Source organism: Prochlorococcus sp. MIT 0701 (genome assembly GCF_000760295.1).
GTDB lineage: Bacteria > Cyanobacteriota > Cyanobacteriia > PCC-6307 > Cyanobiaceae > Prochlorococcus.
The window spans coordinates 19,490-41,976 of sequence record NZ_JNBA01000009.1 but is presented as its reverse complement, the minus strand read 5'-3'; the positions used below and the strand labels follow the sequence as shown (position 1 = coordinate 41,976).

Annotated in this window: 26 protein-coding genes and 1 tRNA gene; 10 read left to right on the top strand and 17 right to left on the bottom strand. The window is 49.5% G+C overall.

Features of this window, described 5'->3' with window-relative positions:
• The first annotated feature begins 260 nt into the window (after positions 1-260).
• Positions 261-950: a septal ring lytic transglycosylase RlpA family protein gene (locus EV12_RS01685; RefSeq protein ID WP_036911213.1), complete on the top strand. Its 690-nt coding sequence runs from the start codon at positions 261-263 to the stop codon at positions 948-950.
• A complete protein-coding gene (locus EV12_RS01680) occupies positions 947-2,497 on the top strand; it encodes a bifunctional pantoate--beta-alanine ligase/(d)CMP kinase (protein WP_072014252.1) in 1,551 nt (516 codons plus the stop codon). Before EV12_RS01685 ends, EV12_RS01680 begins: the two co-directional genes overlap by 4 nt.
• Here EV12_RS01680 and EV12_RS01675 read toward each other — a convergent pair.
• From EV12_RS01675 to EV12_RS01650, 6 genes are all read right to left on the bottom strand, one after another.
• The gene (locus tag EV12_RS01675) at positions 2,481-2,960 is read right to left on the bottom strand and encodes a low molecular weight protein-tyrosine-phosphatase (protein WP_036911209.1); all 480 of its coding nucleotides are present in this window, start codon (positions 2,958-2,960) and stop codon (positions 2,481-2,483) included. The two genes, EV12_RS01680 and EV12_RS01675, sit on opposite strands and share 17 nt — an antisense overlap.
• Positions 2,961-3,161: 201 nt before the next feature.
• Positions 3,162-3,935, bottom strand: coding sequence for a phycoerythrobilin:ferredoxin oxidoreductase (locus EV12_RS01670; RefSeq protein ID WP_036911207.1), 774 nt, complete (start codon positions 3,933-3,935; stop codon positions 3,162-3,164).
• The gene (locus EV12_RS01665) at positions 3,932-4,681 is read right to left on the bottom strand and encodes a 15,16-dihydrobiliverdin:ferredoxin oxidoreductase (protein ID WP_036911205.1); all 750 of its coding nucleotides are present in this window, start codon (positions 4,679-4,681) and stop codon (positions 3,932-3,934) included. The genes EV12_RS01670 and EV12_RS01665 overlap by 4 nt, the downstream gene beginning before the upstream one ends.
• On the bottom strand, positions 4,674-4,892 hold the full coding sequence (locus EV12_RS01660) for a hypothetical protein (RefSeq protein WP_036911203.1): 219 nt from the start codon (positions 4,890-4,892) through the stop codon (positions 4,674-4,676). The genes EV12_RS01665 and EV12_RS01660 overlap by 8 nt, the downstream gene beginning before the upstream one ends.
• Before the next feature lie 15 nt (positions 4,893-4,907).
• Positions 4,908-5,627, bottom strand: coding sequence for a biliverdin-producing heme oxygenase (locus EV12_RS01655; RefSeq protein WP_036911201.1), 720 nt, complete (start codon positions 5,625-5,627; stop codon positions 4,908-4,910).
• 112 nt (positions 5,628-5,739) lie between these two features.
• Positions 5,740-5,946 carry a hypothetical protein gene (locus tag EV12_RS01650; RefSeq protein WP_036911199.1) on the bottom strand — a complete coding sequence of 69 codons (207 nt, stop codon included), beginning with the start codon at positions 5,944-5,946 and terminating at the stop codon, positions 5,740-5,742.
• A gap of 478 nt (positions 5,947-6,424) precedes the next feature.
• Here EV12_RS01650 and EV12_RS01640 point away from each other — a divergent pair, with 478 nt between their 5' ends.
• The 3 genes from EV12_RS01640 to EV12_RS01630 all read left to right on the top strand — a co-directional run bounded on the left by EV12_RS01640 (position 6,425) and on the right by EV12_RS01630 (position 8,299).
• Positions 6,425-6,970 carry a bleomycin hydrolase gene (locus EV12_RS01640; protein WP_036911195.1) on the top strand — a complete coding sequence of 182 codons (546 nt, stop codon included), beginning with the start codon at positions 6,425-6,427 and terminating at the stop codon, positions 6,968-6,970.
• A 56-nt stretch (positions 6,971-7,026) separates the two neighbouring features.
• Positions 7,027-7,494, top strand: coding sequence for a bleomycin hydrolase (locus EV12_RS01635; protein WP_036911193.1), 468 nt, complete (start codon positions 7,027-7,029; stop codon positions 7,492-7,494).
• A 169-nt stretch (positions 7,495-7,663) separates the two neighbouring features.
• Positions 7,664-8,299 (top strand): HEAT repeat domain-containing protein, encoded by a 636-nt coding sequence (locus EV12_RS01630; RefSeq protein WP_036911191.1) that lies wholly within the window; start codon positions 7,664-7,666, stop codon positions 8,297-8,299.
• A gap of 3 nt (positions 8,300-8,302) precedes the next feature.
• Here the strand turns inward: EV12_RS01630 and EV12_RS01625 are convergent, their stop codons facing one another.
• Entirely contained in the window at positions 8,303-9,223 is a 921-nt protein-coding gene (locus tag EV12_RS01625; protein ID WP_036911189.1) for a HEAT repeat domain-containing protein, read from the bottom strand.
• Positions 9,224-9,995: 772 nt separating this feature from the next.
• Here EV12_RS01625 and EV12_RS14740 point away from each other — a divergent pair.
• Positions 9,996-10,127 carry a hypothetical protein gene (locus tag EV12_RS14740; RefSeq protein WP_255327641.1) on the top strand — a complete coding sequence of 44 codons (132 nt, stop codon included), beginning with the start codon at positions 9,996-9,998 and terminating at the stop codon, positions 10,125-10,127.
• A 911-nt stretch (positions 10,128-11,038) separates the two neighbouring features.
• Positions 11,039-12,388, top strand: coding sequence for a HEAT repeat domain-containing protein (locus EV12_RS01620; protein WP_036911187.1), 1,350 nt, complete (start codon positions 11,039-11,041; stop codon positions 12,386-12,388).
• A 317-nt stretch (positions 12,389-12,705) separates the two neighbouring features.
• Here the strand turns inward: EV12_RS01620 and EV12_RS01615 are convergent, their stop codons facing one another.
• From EV12_RS01615 to EV12_RS13540, 4 genes are all read right to left on the bottom strand, one after another.
• Positions 12,706-13,320: a chromophore lyase CpcT/CpeT gene (locus EV12_RS01615; RefSeq protein WP_036911185.1), complete on the bottom strand. Its 615-nt coding sequence runs from the start codon at positions 13,318-13,320 to the stop codon at positions 12,706-12,708.
• Positions 13,321-13,337: 17 nt separating this feature from the next.
• Complete coding sequence (locus EV12_RS01610; RefSeq protein ID WP_036911183.1) at positions 13,338-13,871, bottom strand: phycobiliprotein lyase; 534 nt, start codon at positions 13,869-13,871, stop codon at positions 13,338-13,340.
• A complete protein-coding gene (locus EV12_RS01605; protein WP_036911180.1) occupies positions 13,861-14,049 on the bottom strand; it encodes a hypothetical protein in 189 nt (62 codons plus the stop codon). The genes EV12_RS01610 and EV12_RS01605 overlap by 11 nt, the downstream gene beginning before the upstream one ends.
• A gap of 760 nt (positions 14,050-14,809) precedes the next feature.
• Positions 14,810-15,091 (bottom strand): hypothetical protein, encoded by a 282-nt coding sequence (locus EV12_RS13540; RefSeq protein WP_152562341.1) that lies wholly within the window; start codon positions 15,089-15,091, stop codon positions 14,810-14,812.
• A gap of 288 nt (positions 15,092-15,379) precedes the next feature.
• Here EV12_RS13540 and EV12_RS01590 point away from each other — a divergent pair, with 288 nt between their 5' ends.
• Together EV12_RS01590 and EV12_RS14735 are read left to right on the top strand one after the other, a co-directional pair.
• Positions 15,380-15,685, top strand: a complete 306-nt coding sequence (locus EV12_RS01590; protein ID WP_152562342.1) for a hypothetical protein — start codon at positions 15,380-15,382, stop codon at positions 15,683-15,685.
• A 93-nt stretch (positions 15,686-15,778) separates the two neighbouring features.
• A complete protein-coding gene (locus EV12_RS14735; protein ID WP_275040942.1) occupies positions 15,779-15,910 on the top strand; it encodes a hypothetical protein in 132 nt (43 codons plus the stop codon).
• 273 nt (positions 15,911-16,183) lie between these two features.
• On the opposite strand, the gene EV12_RS01580 is transcribed toward EV12_RS14735, so the two are convergent.
• A tRNA-Phe gene (locus EV12_RS01580) sits at positions 16,184-16,256 on the bottom strand.
• A gap of 101 nt (positions 16,257-16,357) precedes the next feature.
• Here EV12_RS01580 and EV12_RS01575 point away from each other — a divergent pair.
• A complete protein-coding gene (locus tag EV12_RS01575; RefSeq protein ID WP_052039502.1) occupies positions 16,358-17,899 on the top strand; it encodes a glycosyltransferase family 39 protein in 1,542 nt (513 codons plus the stop codon).
• A 31-nt stretch (positions 17,900-17,930) separates the two neighbouring features.
• On the opposite strand, the gene EV12_RS01570 is transcribed toward EV12_RS01575, so the two are convergent.
• From EV12_RS01570 to EV12_RS01550, 5 genes are all read right to left on the bottom strand, one after another.
• Complete coding sequence (locus EV12_RS01570; protein ID WP_241466523.1) at positions 17,931-18,479, bottom strand: ComF family protein; 549 nt, start codon at positions 18,477-18,479, stop codon at positions 17,931-17,933.
• A gap of 183 nt (positions 18,480-18,662) precedes the next feature.
• Positions 18,663-18,938 (bottom strand): DUF2470 domain-containing protein, encoded by a 276-nt coding sequence (locus EV12_RS01565; RefSeq protein WP_036911172.1) that lies wholly within the window; start codon positions 18,936-18,938, stop codon positions 18,663-18,665.
• A gap of 189 nt (positions 18,939-19,127) precedes the next feature.
• Complete coding sequence (locus EV12_RS01560) at positions 19,128-20,411, bottom strand: FGGY-family carbohydrate kinase (protein ID WP_036911170.1); 1,284 nt, start codon at positions 20,409-20,411, stop codon at positions 19,128-19,130.
• A gap of 7 nt (positions 20,412-20,418) precedes the next feature.
• Positions 20,419-21,678, bottom strand: coding sequence for a methionine adenosyltransferase (gene metK, locus EV12_RS01555; protein WP_036911168.1), 1,260 nt, complete (start codon positions 21,676-21,678; stop codon positions 20,419-20,421).
• A complete protein-coding gene (locus EV12_RS01550; protein WP_036911166.1) occupies positions 21,675-22,487 on the bottom strand; it encodes an HAD family hydrolase in 813 nt (270 codons plus the stop codon). Before EV12_RS01550 ends, metK begins: the two co-directional genes overlap by 4 nt.

Genomic DNA, 22,487 nt, shown 5'->3' with positions numbered 1-22,487 from the left:
ATTGTCCTGCCTTGCATTAGCTGGGCCTCTGCATGGCATCAGTGCGGCTGATCAGCGCGGCATTGCTCTGGCCCTTGCAAGCCCAGTGAGGATCTGTTATTTAGCTGGTTAAAGATGAATCAATCTGACGAGGAGGTGTTGTTCGAGCTCTCCTAAAGAGAGGATGTAATTCGTACGGTTTGCCTGAACTTTGGTTGGCTTAAGGACGTATTCCTGCAGGGGATGATTTTTTCTCCTCATTCAAGTGTCGTCTGCTAGTAATGAGATTTTCCGTTTCGCTTCTTGTTCTTGCTGGTGTTTGCTCCAGCAGTGCTGCACTTTTACCAGCCTTTGCCCTTGATCTTGACCTCGACAAAAAGGTCACCAGGGAACAGGTAAAGACAGCCCTGCTTGAACGAATCTCGCTTCTGGCGACGCCTTTCTCTGCCAATCAAGGCAGCTCAGATCAAGGCAGCTCAGATCAAGGCAGCTCAGATCAAGGCAGCTCAGATCAAGGCAGCTCAGATCAAGGCAGCTCAGATCAAGGCAGCTCAGATCAAGGCAGTGCTGATGTCGTTACTGGTTTAACTGTTGATTCAGTTGTTGAGACACCACCAGAGTTACCAATCGTTCCAGTTGCCAAGCTCAACCGATCTGTCAAGCCAACTCCCACTGTTGTTCAAGTGAGCACTGGCGAAGCAAGCTGGTACGGCCCGGGCTTTTTCGGAAACCGAACTGCAAGTGGTGAAGTTTTCAGGCCAGGCACGATGACAGCGGCTCATCGCAGCTTGCCTTTTGGTACCAAGGTAAGGGTGACCAACCTTTGGAATGATCGTTCTGCTGTTGTGACAATCAACGATCGCGGCCCTTTTATCGCTCATCGCGTCATCGATCTTGCTCATGGTGCTGCCCATGAGCTTGGTTTGGTATCGAGTGGTATTGCCCAAGTGCGTCTTGAGGTGTTGCGCTGAGTTTTTCTGTTCTCAGTTCAGCGGCTGAGTTACATCGATGGCGTAAGCATCAGGAGTCTTCGGTTCATTTCGTACCCACCATGGGCGCGTTGCACCGAGGTCATAGCCAGCTGATCAAGTCAGTTCAAGGATTTGGCAGAGTTCAACCAGCCGCTGTGTTGGTGAGCGTTTTCGTGAATCCTTTGCAGTTTGGCCCTGCTGAAGATTTCGATAGTTATCCTCGTGATCTTGAGGCCGACTGTGAGTTGGCATCAAGATCAGGTGCTTCTGCACTCTGGGCTCCTTCAGTTGATCAGGTTTTTCCTGGGGGGGCTTCTTCCCAGTTCAGGATCCAGGTTCCTTCTCAGCTTCAGGCACATTTGTGTGGGGCGAGTAGGCCCGGTCACTTTGATGGTGTGGTCACGGTGGTGGCTCGCCTTTTGGCTCTGGTTCGGCCAGAGGTGCTTGTGCTTGGCGAAAAGGATTGGCAGCAATTGGTGATCCTGCGCCATTTGGTTGCCCAGTTGGGTTTGCCGGTGCGGGTGTATGGGGTCGCCACAGTGCGGGATGACGATGGACTTGCTTGTAGTTCCCGTAATCGTTACCTCATGACTCAACAGCGCCAGCAGGCGTTGGCCTTGCCTCAGCTACTAGCCCTTGCTGCTCGGGAGTCTCAGGATGGACGAGCAGTTGATCTTGCTGGGCTCCGGTCAGCATGGGAGCAACTTGGTTTGGAGGTTGAGTATGTAGAAACGGTAGATGCCTTTACCCTGCAGCCTTTGCATGCTGGTAGGAAGCTTTGCCTTCTGGCGGCGGCCGTGCGTTGCGGGGAGACTCGCCTCATCGATCACACTTTTCTGATGATTCGTCAGCCAATCGTTGCTATAGACGGACCTGCCGGTGCTGGTAAGAGCACCGTGACACGAGCCTTTGCTGAACGGCTTGGCCTGCTCTACCTCGATACGGGGGCCATGTATAGGGCTGTCACTTGGTTGACCCAGCAACATGATGTTGATCCGCACGACCCTGTGGAAGTCAAAACCATCCTTGAGAATCTTGAGCTTGAGCTTGAGTCATCTCAATCAGGACCACAGAGGGTTCGGATTAATGGTCACGACGTTACAGAGGCGATCAGATCGCCGAAAGTTACGACCTCGGTTTCAGTGGTTGCTGCTCACGGCTGTGTTCGTAAGGCTTTGACGGCTCAGCAACAGAGGATGGGTTTACGAGGCGGTTTGGTTGCTGAAGGACGGGACATCGGTACGGCCGTTTTCCCAGATGCTGAGTTGAAGGTGTTCCTCACCGCCAGCCCGGCGGAACGTGCCAGGCGTCGTGCTCTGGATCTGGACAATCGTGGTTTCCCGGTTCCTGATCTAGCTGAGTTGGAAACACAAATCGAGGAACGTGATCGAATGGATAGCACCCGCGAGGTTGCTCCTTTGCGGCAAGCTGAAGATGCCACTGAGTTGATCACTGACGGCATGTCGATTGAGGAGGTGATTCAGGTCCTGATGGATCTTTTTCGCGTGCAGGTCCCCGAGGAGGTTTGGCCTACACCTGGGAGTTGAGTTCAACCAGCAGGCCTTCACAGGCGTCTTCAAGCAGATCGAGCACTTTCTCGAAGCCTGCATCTCCTCCGTAATAAGGGTCTGGGACCTCCTTAAGTGATGTTTTGGTGGCATAGCTGAGCATGGGCTCGATCCTGGCTGTTGCCATGGGGCCTACTTCACTGGCCAGGCTTTGAACAGTCGCCAAATTATCTGCGTCCATGGTCAGGATTAGATCAAAAGTCTGCAGATCCGCCGGGGTGATCTGTCGCGCTCGGCTGGGGAGAAGGATCCCTCGTTGCTGGGCAGCACTACGCATGCGCGAATCCGCTGGCCTGCCCACGTGCCATCCACTGGTGCCGGCCGAATCCACTACGAAGTGCTCCTCCATGTCTTGGTTTTTTAGTTGATGCAGGAAAACCCCTTCTGCAGCTGGGGAGCGACAGATGTTGCCGAGGCAAACGAACAGCAGCCGATGATTCATTCAGACTCCAAGCGTTGCGGGATGAGAGTGAATCGCTTTACACACCAATGAGGCATCTTTGGCTGAACTTACAAACACTTGGAAGTCTATTGATGCCTTGCCTTAGCTCATGTTTGTTGAGTTGAAGTCAACCATGCACAAAAGAATCTCGCTTTCTAATGAGTTTATCTGAAACTTTGGAGGGTCTTGGTCAGAGAGCTCTTAGAGGTCAAAAAGAACGTTATGGATATAAGACTCGGTCCATTGGCTGCCGTGGAAGCGTGCCAACATGGCTCTTGCTGGATCCTTTTTCGCTCTGTAGCTCATGTATCGCTTCTGACCTTCCAGCAGCTTGACGGCACGTTGAGGGGAGACCTCCTCTGCTATTTCGACAAGATCTAAGTAAAGGTTTAGGTAGTCTCTAAATGCCGGCATGATGACTTCATCGATCAGCTGTTTTCCTTTACTGCCCAGGGGTAGGCGAGTCCAGAGAAAACCTGGTGAAAAGTAAGGCTTAGCTTCTTCTGGTATCGGCCCTCCCTCAGGGAGGCGAACTCTCCAGTGTTCAAAGATTGGGATCAGTCGTTCCCAGACTTGTTTGGTATGGCGTTCGTCATTTGTGATTGCTGGCTGTAAGTCCAGTGCTAATAGGTGCCCAGATGGAAGTGTTACTAAGTCTGCACCGAAGAAGGGAAGATCGAAGGTGTGATAGGGGTTTATCACGAAATTCAATACCGAGGCTGAACTGCCGGCTTCCACGCACGCGGCGCGCACCTGTCTGAACTTTTTGGTTCTGCAAGCCCAGGTGCATGTTGACACCTTGATGGGTTGAGATTTGGAGCCTGTATTCCCTTCTCTTTGCAGGAACTCTGGAGCCACTGGGTATGGCTCAGGCTTCAGTGGTATTAAAGCGTTGATGGCATGGCAGAGGAACGGCGCCCATCGCCATTCGGGCATCGTGACTGGATCAAGGCTGCTTAGGCGTAAGGGGTTCATCGAGCTGGGTCATAGTCTGCGTCTGCCGGAGGAGATGAATCCGGCTTAGTGCTGGCAGGAAACAGGAATTCGTGTAGGAAGCGATCAGACCATGCCTTGCCGAAATGACTGGTAAACAAGCCGTGGGCTGGATCCCGCTCAGCGCTGTAAATGTCATAAGCGATCTGCAGTTGTTTGACTTCGGCCGCCGGAATTAGGGAGGCTTTATCGCTGTTTTGTTGGTGAAGCTCCCAGTAACAGTGCAGGAAAGCGTTGAACGCTTCAGGTAAGGAGTTGGTGGCTTTTTCGGCGCCGCCTCTGCAGAAAAGTAACCAGGGGGAGAAGTATTGATTGGGATCGAACAAACGCATCGTTTCCTCTCCATTCATTTCAGGGAAACGATTTTGGAGGGCTTTGAGTCCCTGGAAGTGGCGCTCTAAGTAGGACTGATCTTGAATCAGGGGTTGGAAGTCAAGGATCGCTACTAGTTTTTGTCTCTTCCCAAACCACAACAGGTCCAATCCCATCAATGGCTGATCAATGTTGTAGTCCGGATAGGCCACTGAGTTGAGGACCTGAAGGCTTTCCCCTGCATCGAGTCGCGAGACCCTCCAGCGACGGAACCCTGGTACCTGCCAAAGCCAACTTCGAATCAAGCTGTTTTTTTTCTCGTTTCGACATTCACTAAGACCATCAGGAACTGCTGCACGTTCTCCGCCTTGTATTCGGATACTGGAGTGCAGTTTCTCAAGTAATGGGTCAAACATCTAAATGTGACCCCTCACTTCTTTGGGCTGAGTTGAAGATTTTTTCAATATCAGTGGCTTGATGCTTCATGGCACGTTTGATGAATAGGCCAATCACAAATCCAGATCGTTCGGTCTCCAGAGTGGTCTTGAAGGGACTGGTGATCGCAAGCATTTCATCCTCATCCAGGTTGAAAGTGTTGACCAGTTGAAGGTGTTGATTCTCCGTCAACCTCTTGCTTTCTTCTCAGGCCACCGCATCCTCGGTGCTGCCTCCTCGCTGACGGCGGGTGAGGAATCCAAACAGGACCTTTCCAATTGCCGCAACCAGGTTGCCTTCCAACTCCTTGAACATGGCCATATTGCAGTGAAAGGCCATATTTGCCTCTGCGACCATGCGTTCGGCAGTCTGCTGATCGATCGGCAGACTATCAAGGGTGGCGCTGTACTGAGTCTTGAACGCTTTGGTGTCTGCAATGTCATCAAAGATATAAAAGCGCACGCCGTCATTACCCTCTAGCTTCATGGCCTTCTGGGCGATGGTCTTGAGAATCTGACCGCCTGAAAGGTCACCGAGATAGCGGGTGTAGTGATGAGCCACCAGCAACTCAGGCGACTCCTGAGCCAACTTGTGAATGCGGGCCACATACTCCTCAGCAGCCAGCGTCGCCTTGGCCAGATTGCTCCAGTCGCTCCCGAAATAAAAAATCAAATCTTGTTCTAAGGCCTCGCAGCGATTGAGCTCGGGGAAACCCACAGGCGCCACCACCGGATGCTTTTGCTCACGCAGCTTGCCGATTTCTGCTTCCAATGCGGAGTACACGAAATAGAGATCAGCCACCAGGATGCGATAACTGGACTGATCAACCACGCCCTTAAGGAAACAGCTCACGAAACCAGTGTTCTCGGCCATCGTGTGGGCTGCCTTGGTGCCTTCTCTCAGTTGGCTCGCAAGGGCTACCGCCAAGGTGCTTGAAGTCGGATGTCTTGATTGACCCTAGGAGGCTAAATGGCAGTTTCAGTAAGACCTTAAAAGAAGGATTCGCACTTGAAGAGGATGCAACGGCAATGACGCTGGACTAATCCTGATCACGCTGTGCGACGAGCTCAGTGAGAATCAAGTCGATTCGCTGCAATTCGGTATGTTCGGCTAATGAGGCGTCGATCTTTTGTTGAGGCATCCTTAGCTTTTGCCCAATCGAAATAATTTCATTTCGTAATCGCTTGCGATAGGCGTTTAAATCCCCAATGGTCTCCTGCAGCTCTGCTCGTGTGGCTTCAGGCATTGGATTTAATAACTCATCTTTAATCCTAGACTTGAATATTTAAGCATCATCTCAAGCAAGAGAACCCCTGTATAGGCGGTCATCATCGAGCATTGCGAGAAATGATCAACGCAACTCAATGAAGCCTTGCATGGCTTTCTTCTGCTCTTGTTGGCTTGGCGTCTGTTGAGTGCCTGAAGCCCAAAAGTTTGATCAAGCAGTGTTTCTTGGCTGTGTCGATGCTTCAGTGACGAACCGTTGCGTGATTGCTTGCTGATTGGCTGGGTTTCGGTATGGAGGCTTACGCTTATGTTCGTCTTCAGCCCAATCAAGGGGGCAAATCCCATTAGCGCAAAGGTCTTGCCGCTGTAATGCAGGCTTCTTAAGGCGTCACGCTCATTAAGAGGTTTATCTGCAAGTGGTAATCGCCATCTAGCTTTTGGAGTCTTCCCTTAATGGTTCAGAAGCTCCCTAACCCCCAGTCCTGTCTGGCTTGCCAATGCTTGACGCATTCTCTCGCGCTGTAGTAGGTGCTGATGCCAAAGGGGCTTGCCTCGGCAGTGCCGATTTGGCTTCTCTTCGTCAACACGTTGCGGATGCCAACATTCGAATCGATGCCACCAATGCAATCGCGCAGCACATTTCTTGTATTGCAGCGGATGCTGTGAGCGGCATGGTTTGCGAGAACACAGGCATGACCCAGCCTGGAGGTAATTGCTATCCCACTCGCCGCATGGCTGCTTGCTTGCGCGATGGAGAGATCATCCTCCGCTATGTCAGCTACGCCCTCTTGGCTGGTGATGCATCTGTTCTGGATGATCGTTGCCTCAATGGTCTTAAAGAGACCTACGACGCGCTGGGCGTGCCTATCAAGAACGCAGTTCGTGCTGTTGAGATCATGAAGGCCGCTACTGTCGCTATCATTACTGATACAAATTCTGGTCCCTCCGCTTTCCAGGGCATCTCTGGTAACGGTTCAGACTGCCAGGGCATTGCCGCAGAAGCTGCTTCCTATTTTGATCGTGTGATCAGTTCTTTGAGCTGAATCATTCGTGCGCTTCTCCAAGTTAGGCATCACATTTCCATAGAAGGAATCACACGATGAAATCTGCTGTCACAACAGTGATCACTGCAGCAGATGCAGCAGGTCGTTTCCCTGATATAAGCGACCTTAAAGCTGTTAAGGCATCCTTCGATCGTGCTGCTGCCCGCATGGAAGCCGCTGAAAAGCTGGCTTCTGGCATAGACAATGTGACTGCTGATGCACTTAAAGCTGTTTACAGCGACGGTAAGTATGACATTGCAACTAGGGACAAGTGTGCAAGAGATATCAACCACTACTTGCGCCTGATTAACTACTGCTTGATAGCCGGTAGCACTGGACCTCTTGATGAGTGGGGTATTGCCGGTGTTCGAGAAGTGTTTCGCACACTTGGTATCCCTACTTCTGCATATATCGAGGCCTTTAGCTACATCCGTGAGCGTGTATGTGTTCCTCGTGATATGGATGAGCAAGCTGCCAACGAGTTTAAGGACCTTCTTAACTACCTGATTAATGCTCTCTCCTGAACCTCAATGCCTTTAGGCGGCTGCCTCTGAAGGTCTTTGCATCTTGTTTTTTGGGTTGGTTGGCGTTGTCTTTAAAAGTATTGGGAATCTATTTGATTTGAAGATCTCCATCCAGCTCTTCTGAATTACTCTTGTCGCTAGTGACTTTAGATGTGCTGAGCCTACATACATGAGCAAGGATGAGAACTGCAAGCCTGATCTTGAGGATTTATTTGATGACTTTGCTCATCCAAATCCCCAAATCAAAGAAGAAGCTTATTTGAGAATGGCTCGCTACTGGCCTGAGGAGTCAATGCCTAGGCTGCTGGCAAACTTGCATCAGGGGGATATTGGACTTAGAAGATCATCTGTAAAAGCCCTTGGTGTATTTGGTAGACGTTCCTTGCTCCCTTTGGCGCAGATATTTCATGCCAGTGAGAACAGAATAGTTCGCACAAGTTGTCTCAAGGCTTTTGTGCAAGTGGCAGCTAAGTCCCCTGGTGAAGCCTTTCCAAAGGAGGCCATGGAGGTTGTCGAATTGGCTCTACATGATGATATCCCTGAGTTGATACTTACAGTGGTTCCGCTTCTATCTCTTCTCGGCAAGCAGGGGCTTCCACTTCTGCTAGAGAGTTGCAAAAGTAAGAATATCTTGCGGGCCGCTATTGCAGTAACTGCTCTTGGGGAAGTTGATGATCCTGCAGCTGAAGCTTGCTTGAAAGAGCTTCAGGCGGACGATTTAATTGATGATTTGTTGCGAGGGAGCGTGATTGATGCTCTCAATACATTGGAGCAACGTAATGCAGGCAATCCCAGCTCTCAATAATGACTAGCTTTCATCATTATGGTGTTTTGGATCTTCGCTCGAAAGCTGATCAATTGCGAGCTGCAAAATCCTATTGACGCTTTCATCTTGTTCTGCAGACTTTCTCGCAAGCAGTTCATTGAGCGCTTCTGTTGCCTTCAGTTTCATTAGAGATAAGGCTGCATTCTTTCGGACTTGAGGGTGTAAATCATCGAGCCTGGCCAATAACATTGGCTGTGCCCAGGATGGTTCGTGTAGCTTGCCAAGCAATATGGTTGCTTCAGCCCGCACATCGCTTGCAGGGTCAACTAAAGCTCCTAGGAGAAGCTCTCGAGCATCCGTATCACCCAAGGCTTGTATTTGCTCTCCCAGGCCGGCGATGGCTGCCGCTCTAATTTCTGCATGGTCGGATTGGGCTGCATTGCGAAGAGCATCAGGTGCTTGAGCTCCCACAAAGGCCAGCCCCCAGCAGGCGAATCCACGTTGCATTGCTGTGCTGTTGGGATTGATGAGTACCTCTAGCAGGAGCTCTACTGCATCTGCACCAAAAATCGCCATGGCCCCTGCCGCTGATCCCTGAACGACAGGATCTGGATCGTTGAGAAGGGCCTCGAGGAGATTTGGCAAGGTGCTTGGATCGCCCACTAACTTCAGGGTCTTTGCGGCGGCGCGCCTCACCGTGGCACTGGAATGATTTTGTAGGGCCTCACAAAGTGCCGGCACCGCGGCCTTGCCTACGACCCCGAGACTTTCTGCAAAGGTACGTCTTAGCAAGCCTCGATGATCGCCAAGACCAGACACCATGCGCTGGATCTGCTCTGTATCGGCTTTCGGTGTGTCTCCACGTCTGAGCAGAGCCTTTAACTCATCGGCCAGTTCAGCGGCTTCTCCTTCATTCAGCAACGTCTCGTCAGGATTGATGCTGAAGGGGTGCTCCTTTGTCAATGTTATCGACTTGATAATGCATGCATTATCGATGTGAGCAAGGGAATCACTAGAGTCGAGAGATCCACTGTTCTCATGGTTCAGGCCCTTATGCAAGCCTGCCTCATAGAAGCTAAGGGGATAACAACGAGACCATGATGTCGTTTGTGAATGGTGCAGGATTTTGGCTTTAATTATAAATTGTGTCTTTACTCTCTTGGGATTTTTCTAGGCAGGATCCTGGCCGAAGCTTCTCGCTGCGTTTCTTTAATGTTGAAGTTATCGAAACTCCTTTTCATCCTAATTGCATTGTGAAGGTTGGCTGCCATGTCTTTGTTCAAGGCATGGTCAGCGTCATTGTGATACCTATTGGGCCTTGAAAGGAGCTTGGGATTGTGTTTAGCTTGTTTCCTGAGCAGTGAAGTTTTGGTATTCAGAAGATTGTAGATTCCAATAGCTTAATAATTGCTATTAACTAGAACAGCCCCAGGATCGTGAGATAAGCCAAAAGGGTCTTTGAGGCCATTGATCTGAAGCTTTGAGAGTTTCCCTTTCTAGGGTGATTGAATTGTCGATGTAATAGATTAGTTAAGCAACGGCAAGCTATGCAGTGTCGCTTCATCTCTCAGAGTCAACATTGATTATTGAGGCACTCCAATTCCCTTGTTAGATGCTTGAAAGCTGGTTTTGTTTTTAAGGCTATTACCAATGCTTCTGCAAGTCTCGAGTGCTTTCCAGATTGTAGATTACTCAATGTGCCAACAGTTTTAGCCCGCCGTTCTATTTCCATGGAATGGAATTCCTTGCTTATTCCCACAGGCTTTCTATCTCAGAACATGCTTTATTGTTGATCAATATGACTCATATGGATGAATCAAAAGCTACAGGTTATAGTGCGCTGGGCGGAAATAGCTTCTTTGGTTGAGACTGAGCCGCGTGAGCGATTCATAAGTCAGTAATAATATGGCTAGAGCTAGTAATATGTTGGCTCGGCAAAAGTGAGTTCAATTGGGCAGTCAATAGTGCGGCATTTGCATTAAGTAGATGATGGTAGATTTCTTTGCCGAAAAGGAATGGATAAGTCGATAACACCTCTTTGCCTAAATCAGCGCATAGATTTTTGCTTCCGGGGTTTTGAACTTACTGTTTGGCTCTTTGGCTAATCATTCTTTTAGCAGCTATTTGTGGATTCCTGGGCATGATTGGTTATTTCTCTGCTTCGTCATATTGGGGAAAAGAGATAGCAGTAAGCTTTTCTGGTTGAATCAGTCAACCAGTGTTGAAGCTATTGTTCTAGTCTCACCAGAGACTCCTACCCCTGAGCAGTCAGCAATATAAACTCATCAATTCACCTGTAAATTGCATTATGATGTTGGCACCTCTCTAATCAATGCATCTTCAGTCGACGCATCTATCACATTGTGCTTGCTGAAATCAGGCTAGTTTTCCCCCATGCTGAATTGGGAGGAACATTTCGCTTCCCTGTCAGGCGCAAAGAGTCCCTCCGTAATCAGCACTGAGGCTATGGGAGAGAACGATTGATTGAGAGGCTTGGAGAGTCTTGGCAAGATTATAAGTGTCAATTTGTTCATTAGATATTTCAATGACTGTTGCCTCTATTGACTCTCGGATTCATTATCAGTTTGTAGCGATATTTTTCTATTCCAGTTTCATTCAGGAGGCATGCCTCTAATGTGATATCAGTATCTTTTGCAAAACAGCAGAGTTTGCGATTGCCTTATATTTCTTAAAAGATGACTGAGATAGGAATGCAGTGTTCCAGAGTAATGACTTGGCCAACCTTTCGGCCTTGCTCCTCGTTCATATTCTGATCTAGTGAAAGAGCTGAAGAGCCCATTCGACAATCTTCCATCTCTCAGTCAGGAAGAGGCACTCAAAATTCTTTGTACTCCTATCAATAAGTTGGAGTTGGCCAGTGATTACTACAAGGCAGCCTTTCACCTAAGCAAATTCCCTGGACCCTTGACGGAACGAGCCTTGTTGCGCCTGGTTGAGTCAGAATCCTCTGAATTGCCTGTTGTGATTGCCCGTAAAAAGGCCGTTGAGGGCTTAGCTCGTCTTCGATGTATCGCTGCAATTCCTGCCATTGGTCGCTGCCTTACAAGCAGTGATCCATATTTGGTGGAGATTTCTGCTTGGGCACTACAAGAGTTGGATTGTCAGGACCCTGATCTACATCAAGTCATGATGTCTTTGCTAGATGATCGAAAGCAGCATCGGCGCGTGTTGATTCAGAGTCTGGCTTGTCTTGGGGTGGTTTCAGCGGCACCAAGAATTAAGTCTTTGCAGGATGATGCTACGCCTGGGGTTCGTGGGGCTGCTCTTGCTGCAATGTTTAGGCTTTGCGGGCACAGAGATCGTTTGCTGGAGCTGGAGTTGCATCTGGCCCTTCCTGTTCAGGTGGACCGGCATCTTGCAATTCAGGATGTTATAGATGCAGGTGAGTTTGGCTTACTTAAGGCCACTTTAAGGGCACCCGTGTCTCCGACCTTTCGAATGCGGGCATTAAATTCTCTTTGGCCTGAAGAGGTGGGGCAGCAGAATGATCTTGATCTGTTGGTTGTTTTGGATGCGCTGATGCGTGATGACCCAGATGATCTTGACCTTGTGCATCGTTATGACGAATCTCCTACAGACTCCTTCCTGATAGAGGAACTATTCGGGACTGACTTCAGCCGCTGTTATCTTGCTGTTCAGACCTTGCGTAGTCGCAATCCAAAAGAGCTTTGGCCTTTGTTGTTGAAATGCTGGGAAAGAGCCAAGAAGGATTATGGCGCGATCTATTTCTTTATGATTCTCTTTAGATGTATTACAGATTGGCCTGAAAAAGCACAACAGAAAATTCAGGATTTCTGTTTCTTTGCACTTGATAGGCGTTGGCCTGACTTTATTAAATTTAAACCGGCTTCCATCCTTACGCTGATGCACTATAGCCCCGAAATTGCTTGCTCTCATTTGTCTCAATGGCTGAACCCAGAGAAGTCTCCTTACTGGGCCTGTCGCTATGCAGCATTATTGGCTATTGAGCCTTTACTTCATCTAGAAGGATGGGGTGCATTGTTAGAAAATATTTCTAGCAATAAGGAGGACCCACATCGCTTTGTTCGTGCTAAAGCGAATAGTCTTGAGATGAATCATATCGGGGCTTCTCCTCCTGCAAGTTAAGGGTATTATTCTGCTTTGCTAAGTTGCCGTGCTCTTGAATCTTCGACAGTAGTATTAATTAGAGATTTTGTACTTGCTTTATTATTATCTTACTGATCAACTGTAAAGACATTGCGCCTATGAATTCCCTCGGCCTCTTTCCCCGAAGTGTTCGACAGTCTCTGGTTTTTGCAAGCTAAAAAACGTCAATGGCTTAGTGGCCTGGAAAGCACGATGTGAGTCCATAGGCAGTTGATAGAAGCATTGATTTGCAATGGGATTTCTCCCTATTGCCATTTCAGACTCACCACAAATCAAGATGTTTTGGATGTGTTAGCTCATTGTGATGTATTGCGCAACCAGCTTTCGTTAAGATGATCACCTAGATTGATAATACGTTGGAAGTAAAGGGGACCGTGCTTTGATCCCCAGAGCTGTTGATGTGTTTTGGGGTCAAATCCGCGATCACGACTAATCCAAGTTTTTTCATCAAACTCCACCTCGCTGACCAGATAAGTCATTGTGTTGTTGCGAGGAACTAGGCAATAGTTACCAGGTTCAACTTGTCCACGATAATGGTTTGGCTTTACTTCCTTGAAGTGCATAGCGCAACCGCGTCGCGGGACAAGCGTATCAGCGCATAGGTGATTGAGCAGGTCAGGATAAAAACCTGCGCCAGCCATGCGCTTAGGCTCTTGCAAACTATAATTCTCCAATATGAATGCTTCTTTGCTTGCTATTAATTTATGCACGCCCTGACGATAAGGACGCCAGGGATCATAGTCATAACTTTGCTCTGAATAATATCCAGGCCCTTGAAATATATCCCATAATAGTGGTCTAAAGTAGATATTGATTCTAGCAAAGTTGATTGGATTTTTCTGAGCCTGAGCCTTGTTGCTGTAGTGAGCAGCTAATGTTTTGGCGAAACGTAGTAATGAACTCTGATGCATCTTTTTTTGTTGCCACTTTAGTTTTTTAGCCTGCGTACTTCCGAGGCAAAAGATGTTTGCAGGACGCCTGAGCCTTCTGATGTTCGTATAACAGATGCTCGGCAACGAATGTGTTTGGAAACAAACCAGATTCTCTCTTCAGCAATGGACTGTCCATATTTGGTCACCAGCAGGCAAGTCCCGTCTGATAGGAATTGGTAATTTGAGACAGCTTTTTCAGCTTCTGCGTAGCCCATACTTCTCAATATCACCCCTTTCTCATGAGTTTTTGGGATAGGTATTAAAAGGCATGAGCCAGATGCGACCTCTGATTTTACATTTGGCTCCCAGTCACTTTCAGCTTGCCATTCCATTTTGAACGGCGATACGGGCATTCTGTTGAAACTTGTCTTGGATTTTAGGAGTTGGACAACTTCCGGCTCTTCGCTATTGACCTTTTGGATGCGAATCTCGCTTAGTACTTCCTCAAATTGTTGGAAGGCTAATGAATGGCTACTTCGCATTGACCGCCATATGCCTTCACTTTGAGCAACGAACTTCTCAATGTTCATCAAGAGATTCGTTTGATTCTTCGTTTTTAATACTTGGCTGATTGCCGCTGGCTTTTTGAATCATGCGTACCATGGAGTCAACCATCATCGACATCGCCATGGGAATTTCTTTCCCTGAGGGGGTCTGGGCAGATTGATCACCCGGTTGTTCACTTGAAGGGGGGCGAAACAGAGGCATGGGGAAAGACGGTGATGGAAAGTTTAGGCTCTAGCCCTGTCGACAGCTCAATGGTTTGCAGGGAAATCAACTTCCTTATCCCATGATAAACAAGCAAGACGTGTCTTCCTATGAGGTGGAAGACAAAATCTTTAATTGTTTTCAGTTTGCAGGGTTTCATGATTTTTTCGGCTTGGATGTAAGGCCATCAACCTATAGATTCATCCTCGTCAGTCGCCAGTAAGGGAGAGAAGAAGACCAATTGGGAGATTTCTGAGTAGAAATACTCAAGGCCTGTCTGACAGGATGCCGCTGAGGGGCCATTGACTGGTTTTATGAGCTCATGGTGGCCATCTTGTTGATTTCATATTTGTAGTGCTCGAATAGTTTCATCAAGAAGCTCTAGAAGCTCTACATCCCTTTTTATGGCTAAAGATGGCTTTTTATCTCGCCAGGATCCAATGTTTTTTGTGGGCAAACAGACCTAGAAGCTTGCGTACTCTTTAGGCCGCTCATCTGTGGATGGAAGACTGAGCACGTTTTCCGCTTTGACGAGTTTTGAAATCCTGCCCGAATCCGCAAAGTTGGTGTTGATCTTGGGTGCTTGGCTCAGCTTGGAGGATTAATTTGTCCGATCGACAAGATTTGAGTAGTGGTAAGTACTTGTGAAGCTGTTAGCCATCCATGTCTTTCGAGATAGAAGGCCCAGGTGAAGTCTTTCCCGAGGCCTGGGCATTGTTCTTTGGCCACCTCAGCCAGTTTGTTTTGGATTCCTAGGGTCTCAAGAAGTTCGACTGCATGGCTTGGGCTGTCGATTTGCTCGGATGGCCGAGCCGACAACCCATGTCAAATGGGTTTCAGATAGTTTTGCTTGGTTGCTTTCGCAGGCGAACAGGAGGTTGCAGGGTTCGGAGTGTCTCTGGAGGGTCTTTTGCCAAAGGCGGAGGTTTTCAGGCTTGATGTCAATCCTGAAAACTCCAGAGATGGTTTCAGTCTTTAGTTCGGATTTACCTTGCTCATGCTGTAGCAAGGTATACATCCTGGCTTCAGTAGAGAGGCTCATTGCAAACGGGAGTCATTGATGGCTTCTTTATGACCCCTTTTGGAGTAGTGAACGAGCCCAGTCGACCAAACTTTTTTTGATCAATCGAGATATCGCTCGAATTTGCACCGATCGCAGCTTGATCCGTAATGGTGCTTTTGGGTTTTGTGTTGATCATCGCGATCAATGGTCTCGATTCCGTTGATCTGCAGTCAGCCTTGTGTTGGTTTCATGGCCAGGTCTTCTTGGCATTTAGATTGCATTGAAGAAGATGTCACGTGGCAATCTTGCCTCGTTGAACCTTCTGAGATGGACAGTCAGCTTGGCACCGATACCATCGGCAAGACTCTTTCTGGGAGGAAATATCTGATGACGTTCAGTGAAAACCAGGCCTCTTTTGAGAAGTTGCTTGGTAAGCAACTACATGGGTTTAGTCAGTTGAGTAAGGCCTTGGTCTTGAGGTTAGTTCAGCTCGAAGAAAGGGTCGCAAGACTTGAGAGTAGTCAATCCTTGATAGATGATGGTTGCCAGGAAGTCACTAAGTCGCTCCTTGTTGATAGTCAGGAGCGCGTCAGGCCTCTACAGGGGCTTTTAGATGTTGATCCAGACCGATGAACTTCTTTCAATGTCATTCACTCCATTTCATTAGAAGGTCAGATCCTTTAAGAGGTTAAGCCTGAGAATAGTTAATCAGCCCAAGTCTTTGATTTGGCGACAGAAGCTTTCCAAGCAGAGGGGAATGTTGATCAGGGTATTGAGAATGGGGATGGGATTATTGACGGTGATGTTGGCGACACTCATTGCTTGGAGGATGCGCAAACAAATCTGCTTTCAGCCTGATCTATTATTTAGATTAGATCAAGAAGTCGGATGCGAAATTGAGCCACTTCTTTGGCAATGGATGGTGACCCCAATAGGAATGGATGGTCCTTGATCGTATCTAGGACTAGATTTAGTTTCGTCTCCTGACTAAGTTTATTCTCTCCTTTTTTAGACTGATAGTTTTTCCAGGCCTCATCAAATATCATCGCAAAATTGTCTGCATTATTGAACAGGCGGTCGCTCTTTTCGTTGGACGGAGAGAAAGACACGGTATTGGGCATCTTAAATTGATGCCAGGACCCAGATTTGAACTGGGGACACGGCGATTTTCAGTCGCCTGCTCTACCAACTGAGCTATCCCGGCTCGTCGCCTTCGCGACCTCGGAATCTTAGATCACAGGGTGAGGCTAACCATTGCCAGGGTGGCGATGAAATGATGCCCTTCGGCCGCTGGGCTGGGGGATCTTGCTTTGGGGCAAACTGAATCGAGCCTTGAGGGCGATGATCATGATGCTTCAGCGTGCAGTCAAAGGCCATCTGAACTTAAGAGCTGCTCTCTTCTCCCTGGCGATGATTGTGAGCTTGCTTTTTGCTATCAAAGCCTTGTGCCTGATCGATCGCTCTAGTCTTTGGGGTGATGAGCTGCGCACTGTGATCAAGGCATTTCAGCCTTCAGTTCTTTTTATCTTTGATTATCTGAAAACCGACTCACACCCTCCCCTCTATTACTTGATGCTCTGGGGCTGGGGACAGTCCGTTGGGCAAAGCGCGATCAGCCTGCGTCTTTTCTCCTGGTTGGCCTATTTGGTTGGAGGAATTCTCATGATCACCCAGGCTGCCGGATTGGCTCGGTGCCGTGCTCGAGCGGTTGCTTTTGCTGCTCTGTTGGCTTTCTGCACACCTTTCCCTGTGCGCTTTTCAATTGAGGGTAAAGGTTATGCCCTGTTGGTAGCCATGCTGGCGTTGGCTCTTTTGATACGCCGCCTAATTCTTGACCGTGCATCTTTTAGGCCAACGCTAATCATTGCCTATGGACTTGCAGTCGCCCTAGCCAGCCTCACCCATTACTACGGTTTTGGACTTATTTGTGCTCTGTTGTTTTGGGATGGGTTGCGTCGACGTTGGTCACTGGTATTTGCTGCGTTCATCGGAATTGTTCCCAGTTCGCTTTGGATTATCTATTCCTCGGGACATCTTTTTAATCCTTCCACCAATCGTTGGATTGCTCCACCAGAGTTTTCTTTGCTTAGCAATACGTTGATTCGGGCATTGGGTGTGTATCCATTTTGGAAGCTGGGTGGTTTGATCTTGCTGATCTTGGCCCTAAACAGTTGGGGGCATCGGAAGAGGTTTATGGAAGTTTTAGATGCTGATGCTCGTTCAGGTTTGAATCAGCTGTTAGATCGCAGTGGCATATGGGGGGGGTGTGTTTTGGTACTCATAGTTATGGGGTTGTCTTATCTAAAGCCAATTGCATTTTCTCGCTATTTTGTTGTTTTGGTTCCTGTGTTGGTGCCAGCCTTGGCAGCGGCAGCAGCGGATTGGTCGCTTCGTTATCGAGGTGAATGGTTCGCATTGGTGATTCTGACAATGGTGGTATTGCATTACTGGCATGCTGCCTTTGTTGATATCAATCCCCCCCAAGGTGAGTTTCGGCGAGAACGCTCTGATTTTCGATCTGTATCTTTGCGGCTTGCGGATGAGTCTTGGCGTTATGCAGACCGTTCTATACTTTTCAATGCAAGCGATCAGATGCTGGTCGCGGCAGGTTCTCTCAAGTCTAATCAGAAGCCCTGGGGAGATAAGGATGATTTGCTCTCTCGACTGACACAAGGTAATTCACCAGAGCAGTTTTATTTGGCAGCATCTGGGCGCAAATCGAAAATGAATAAACGCTTGAATGATCTAAAAGTAATTAGCGATCAAAATGGCTATCAGTGTTTTCAGCTCGATGATTTGCCTAGGGGTGCAATGGTCTTGAACTGTCAGCAAAAAACTCATCCTTAAATATTATTTCAAGCACGCTTGAACATGAAGATCATGGTTGTGAATATTTAGAGGGTTGATGTTTAGGAGTTTTGGCTAGGCAGATCACACCGCCTACAGTAATGCCAAGATTTTGCAAGCAACTTTTGGCTGCTTGAGCTGTGGCACCGGTGGTGAGGATGTCATCCACAATCCAAACCCGATGAAATGACCAGTCAGTTGCGTTGTTGATCAGGCCTGGCACCGCCTCGAATGAATGAATTTGATTTCGCTGGCGTAGCTGTCGGTCGAGATGGTGTTGTCCCACGGTTGCATGGCGGCGGCGTAAGAGGCCATGGCAGGGACGGCATAGGCCACTGGCCAGAAGCTGGGGTAAAGGATTTGCTCGTCTTAGGTTTTTCCAGCTTGGGATCGGTACCAGTACAGCGTTGATGGGTACGAGCGGGGTCAGCAGTTTTGCTAAGGCATGTATCGATGAGAGCGTTCGATCGCGACGCAGATTCAACAACAGTCGGCGGAGATGCCCTTCGTACCAACCCAGAGCCCGCCAGTTCAGGGGACTGAGGCCTATTAACCCATCGGCTGGTAGATCGAGTTTCATGCAACAGTTCGGGCAAGGCTTTGAAGACTCGGCCTCTGAGGTAATCGTTGCCCTGCAGATAGGGCACTGGGGTTGCATGAGCAGGTCATGACCTGCTCGAATTATTGATGCAAGCAATTCAGTTCAGCTTCTGAAACAAGGATTCCCCTCGCTCTTATGGCAGGGCTCTCTTGTGAGGCAATCTCAGCAGGATGATTTCGGCATGGCTTTCAGCATGGCCACCAGAGTGTGATGGGCATCTTCACTATCGGTAAGGGTGTGGTCGAACTTGATTTCTAAGACGTCCCCATCCACTTCAAGTTCCATCGTTTCCGAGGTGATTAAAATCATCTTGGCTGTTTGGGGATCTTTAATTCCTCCGTAGTAACGCGCATAATTAATAACAGCGTCGGCATGGTCGTCATTCATGTGCCTACAGATGCGTTTACTGACATCAGGGGTGAGGGGGTCGGAGCTCATCAGCAGTGGTGTTGGAAATGTTGAGATTAGAAATTGGAGAGACTGCAGTTAGCTCTTACCAATAGGAGTTAGTCAAAGCGCTGCTAAAGAAGGGATTGTCTGTAGTTTGATCAAATTGAAGCCCATTGAACTCATCTTCATGACAAAAAGTCCAGTCAGAATGTGGTTGTGTCATTTCGTTGGCACCATTCAGAGCTGGTGATTCGATTCTTGCTTGGTACTAACCAAGTTGTGTTGTGGAGAGATCGCTTTCAAAGCAAGACGGGCTACTCCGGCAGCTGGTGGGTTGGTGCAAGTCTTGATAGGTACGCCAAGGATCCGTTCTCTTAATCGACGCCATTGGGGATTGCGGGCCCCCCCTCCCAGGCTGATCACTTGCTTGGGAGGGGGGGCGCCAAGTTCTTTGAGACGTTGCCAGCCTTGGAATTCGATGTGTGCGAGGCCTTCCAGCAGGCCATGGAGGTAGAGGGAATCGCTCACAGGTCTTGGAGCCAGCTGTGGTTCGAGTGTGGGATCGTCAATTGGGAAGCGTTCGCCGGGGCCGGGAAGAGGGCGCAGCATTAGACCACTGTCGAACTCTGGGTTGATCTGACGGCTTAACTCTTTCAGCTCGGCATCACTGAACAGTTGTCGAAGGACGTTGCCACCTGCATTGGAGGCTCCGCCGCACAGCCATCGTCCGCCAACTCGATGGTTGGTGATGCCAGCACCCCGGAGGGGACCTTCTGTAAAACGTTTCAGTACAAGGGTGCTACCCAGCACGGTGATGCCGTCGTCGGGACCTGGATTAGCTGTTAAAACAGCAGCATTGGCGTCGGTTGTTCCTGCTACTACGAGGAGTTGTTTCGGTAGGCAAAGGCTTTGGGTCTGCTCAGGTGACACACAACCCAATATTTTGCCGCTGCTTACGATCTCAGGAAGTGCTGCCCGCCAGGCTGTTTCGGCAAAGCTGGCAGGCCAGGCTTGATTGATCAAATCCCAGCCTAAGCGCAGGTTGTTGCCTTCTTCTCCCCAGCACCAATTGCCTAGCAACCAGCCGCTGATCCAGTCCGCTTGATGGCGTAGCAGAACGGTGTCGTCATGTTTGCTGATCAGTCGTAGAGCCCTTGCCAGGCTGCTGCTCACACTTGAGGCTGGTTCTTCATGGGATACAAGGGAGATGAGTGCTTGCCTTTGTTCTGGGCAGCTCAGATGGTATGGAAGGGCTCTACTAAGGGCTTTCCCAGTGCGGTCGCAGGCCAGCAGAGTTCCTGATGTGCCATCCACGGCTATTGCCCTCAGGGACAGCCGCAGGTTGGTGGGCAAAGCCCGAATCAGCTCTGTGCAGCAGGTTTGCCAGTCTTCAGGAATCTCAAGCCCTTTTGGATAGTCCGCTGTGCCTGTGTGGATCAGCTGTCCTTGCTCGTTGAGAACGGCAAGGCGTACGCCGCTGGTGCCAAGGTCGATGCCGAGCGCCAGGGACGAGTTAGGCATGGGGTATCTAGAGGCTACTTCCCTGCTTTTGTTGCTGGGCCTCTGCCTGAAGCAGGGTGGAGGCCTTGTCCGTAACGTCTTCCCAGGGAAGATTTAGATCAGGGCGGCCGAAGTGGCCATAGGCAGCAGTGTCTTGGTAGAAGCGTCCTCCGCGTTGCTGAGGCAGCTGTCGCAGCTTGAATTGCTCGATGATGGCACCAGGTCGCAGGTCAAAATGTTCCTGCACCAAGGCTGTAAGTTCGTCATTTGTCAATTTTCCGGTGCCAAAAGATTCGACGAGGATCGAGACAGGTTTAGCCACGCCAATTGCATAGCTGAGTTGCACCTCTGCACGTTGAGCGAGGCCTGCTGCTACAAGACACTTGGCCACAAATCGTGCGGCGTAGGCGGCAGAACGGTCCACTTTGGTTGGGTCTTTGCCGGAAAAGGCTCCCCCACCATGGCGGGCATAGCCGCCGTAGGTATCTACGATGATCTTTCGGCCAGTAAGGCCAGCATCCCCCTGTGGGCCTCCGACCACAAACTTACCGGTTGGATTGACTAAAAAGCGGGTCGCCTCACGATTGGGTTTGAGGGGGAGGTCAGCAGTCGCTGGGTCTACGACATGGGTCCAGAGGTCTTGAGTGATCCGCTCACGGATTCCATTCTCATCCGAGATGCCCTCTACCTCCGAGGTGTGTTGAGTTGAGATCACAATCGTGTCGATCGCGACAGGACGGTCGTTTTCGTAGACCACACTGACTTGGGTCTTCCCATCAGGTAGCAAGTAGTTCAGAGACCCGTCATGACGGACTGCAGCGAGTTGACGGGCAAGGCGATGGGCGAGGCTGATGGGTAGGGGCATCAGCTCAGGGGTGTCGTCGCAGGCGTAGCCAAACATGATCCCTTGGTCTCCGGCTCCCACCTTGTCAAGAGGATCACCTGAATGGTCGTCGGCTTCATTAACCCCTTGGGCGATGTCTGGTGATTGTTGATCCAGGGCAACGAGCACGGCGCAACTCGTGGCATCAAACCCACCTGCACGAGCACCGCTATAGCCAATCTCGCGAATCACGTCTCTAACTAGATGGATGAAATCAACCTGGGAGTTTGAGGTCACTTCGCCTGTGATGAGGCAGAGCCCTGTATTGACAACTGTTTCACAGGCCACTCGGCTGCTGGGGTCTTGAGCGAGTAGGGCGTCGAGAACGGCATCACTCACTTGATCACAGATCTTGTCGGGATGCCCTTCTGTGACGGACTCAGAGGTGAAGACGTAACGGCTCATGGAGAACTGAAGTTATGCGTAACTTTAGGGTCTGCCTTGACGACTAGATCATTCCAGTGGTGGATGAGGTGGTGGTAGTTCGTTAATGTTGGCGGTTGATTCCAGCCGGCCATGTAACCAAGGCTGAGACCTATACCAGCCTGGCGAGCCATCTGTAAATCGGAATCGGCATCACCAATGAGGGCGCACTGGGCCGGGGCTAATCCCATTAAATGGCACAGTCTTTTGACGGCATTTGGATTGGGCTTAGCTGGTTGATGCTCAGCGCTCCAGAGTTCGGTCACCGTGTCATGAAGATTGTTTTGGTTCAGGAAGGTTTCAATCCCTGAGGCGCTGTCATTGCTAATCACGGCGCAGATCACCCCTTGTTGTCGCAGCGATTCCAAGAGCGAAAGGGCACCTGGTAGCAGAGTTCTGGTTGTTGCTAGGCAGGGCACTTCATTCTCAAGAGCATCCACAGCTGCGAACACTTCATTGGCCAGAGCAAGAGCCTGTGGCCAGCCTTCTCCGAGCAGACAGAACACCGTTGCTGTGGAGATTAGGTTGTGATGCCTTGACGCTACGGCGATGGTTCCGCCTGGATCGAGTCCTTCAGCGTTGAGTCCATAGGCAGCAGAGAGAAGCTCCTGAATTTTGGAAATCTCACTGAGGCTGGCATTCCCCCCGTGAAAGCTAAGAATGGCTTGTTCGATTCTTCCCTTCGCCAGAGTGAGAAGGTGGGGTTCGCTATGGCAAAGGGTGCCATCCTTGTCGAACAGCACCCCTTGGATCTTGCCGATGGGCGTCCCCCTCAGCAACAGTTGAGGCAT

Bases quoted from the DNA above. Each gene is read 5' to 3' on its own strand.
- EV12_RS01685 (WP_036911213.1), top strand. From the start codon at position 261: ATGAGATTTTCCGTTTCGCTTCTTGTTCTTGCTGGTGTTTGCTCCAGC.
- EV12_RS01675 (WP_036911209.1), bottom strand. From the start codon at position 2,960: ATGAATCATCGGCTGCTGTTCGTTTGCCTCGGCAACATCTGTCGCTCC.
- EV12_RS01670 (WP_036911207.1), bottom strand. From the start codon at position 3,935: ATGAACCCCTTACGCCTAAGCAGCCTTGATCCAGTCACGATGCCCGAA.
- EV12_RS01665 (WP_036911205.1), bottom strand. From the start codon at position 4,681: ATGTTTGACCCATTACTTGAGAAACTGCACTCCAGTATCCGAATACAA.
- EV12_RS01650 (WP_036911199.1), bottom strand. From the start codon at position 5,946: ATGCCTGAAGCCACACGAGCAGAGCTGCAGGAGACCATTGGGGATTTA.
- EV12_RS01640 (WP_036911195.1), top strand. From the start codon at position 6,425: ATGCTTGACGCATTCTCTCGCGCTGTAGTAGGTGCTGATGCCAAAGGG.
- EV12_RS01635 (WP_036911193.1), top strand. From the start codon at position 7,027: ATGAAATCTGCTGTCACAACAGTGATCACTGCAGCAGATGCAGCAGGT.
- EV12_RS01630 (WP_036911191.1), top strand. From the start codon at position 7,664: ATGAGCAAGGATGAGAACTGCAAGCCTGATCTTGAGGATTTATTTGAT.
- EV12_RS14740 (WP_255327641.1), top strand. From the start codon at position 9,996: ATGGAATTCCTTGCTTATTCCCACAGGCTTTCTATCTCAGAACATGCT.
- EV12_RS01615 (WP_036911185.1), bottom strand. From the start codon at position 13,320: ATGCATCAGAGTTCATTACTACGTTTCGCCAAAACATTAGCTGCTCAC.
- EV12_RS01610 (WP_036911183.1), bottom strand. From the start codon at position 13,871: ATGAACATTGAGAAGTTCGTTGCTCAAAGTGAAGGCATATGGCGGTCA.
- EV12_RS01605 (WP_036911180.1), bottom strand. From the start codon at position 14,049: ATGCCTCTGTTTCGCCCCCCTTCAAGTGAACAACCGGGTGATCAATCT.
- EV12_RS13540 (WP_152562341.1), bottom strand. From the start codon at position 15,091: ATGAGCCTCTCTACTGAAGCCAGGATGTATACCTTGCTACAGCATGAG.
- EV12_RS01590 (WP_152562342.1), top strand. From the start codon at position 15,380: ATGGACAGTCAGCTTGGCACCGATACCATCGGCAAGACTCTTTCTGGG.
- EV12_RS01570 (WP_241466523.1), bottom strand. From the start codon at position 18,479: ATGAAACTCGATCTACCAGCCGATGGGTTAATAGGCCTCAGTCCCCTG.
- EV12_RS01565 (WP_036911172.1), bottom strand. From the start codon at position 18,938: ATGAGCTCCGACCCCCTCACCCCTGATGTCAGTAAACGCATCTGTAGG.
- EV12_RS01560 (WP_036911170.1), bottom strand. From the start codon at position 20,411: ATGCCTAACTCGTCCCTGGCGCTCGGCATCGACCTTGGCACCAGCGGC.
- metK (WP_036911168.1), bottom strand. From the start codon at position 21,678: ATGAGCCGTTACGTCTTCACCTCTGAGTCCGTCACAGAAGGGCATCCC.
- EV12_RS01550 (WP_036911166.1), bottom strand. From the start codon at position 22,487: ATGCCTCAACTGTTGCTGAGGGGGACGCCCATCGGCAAGATCCAAGGG.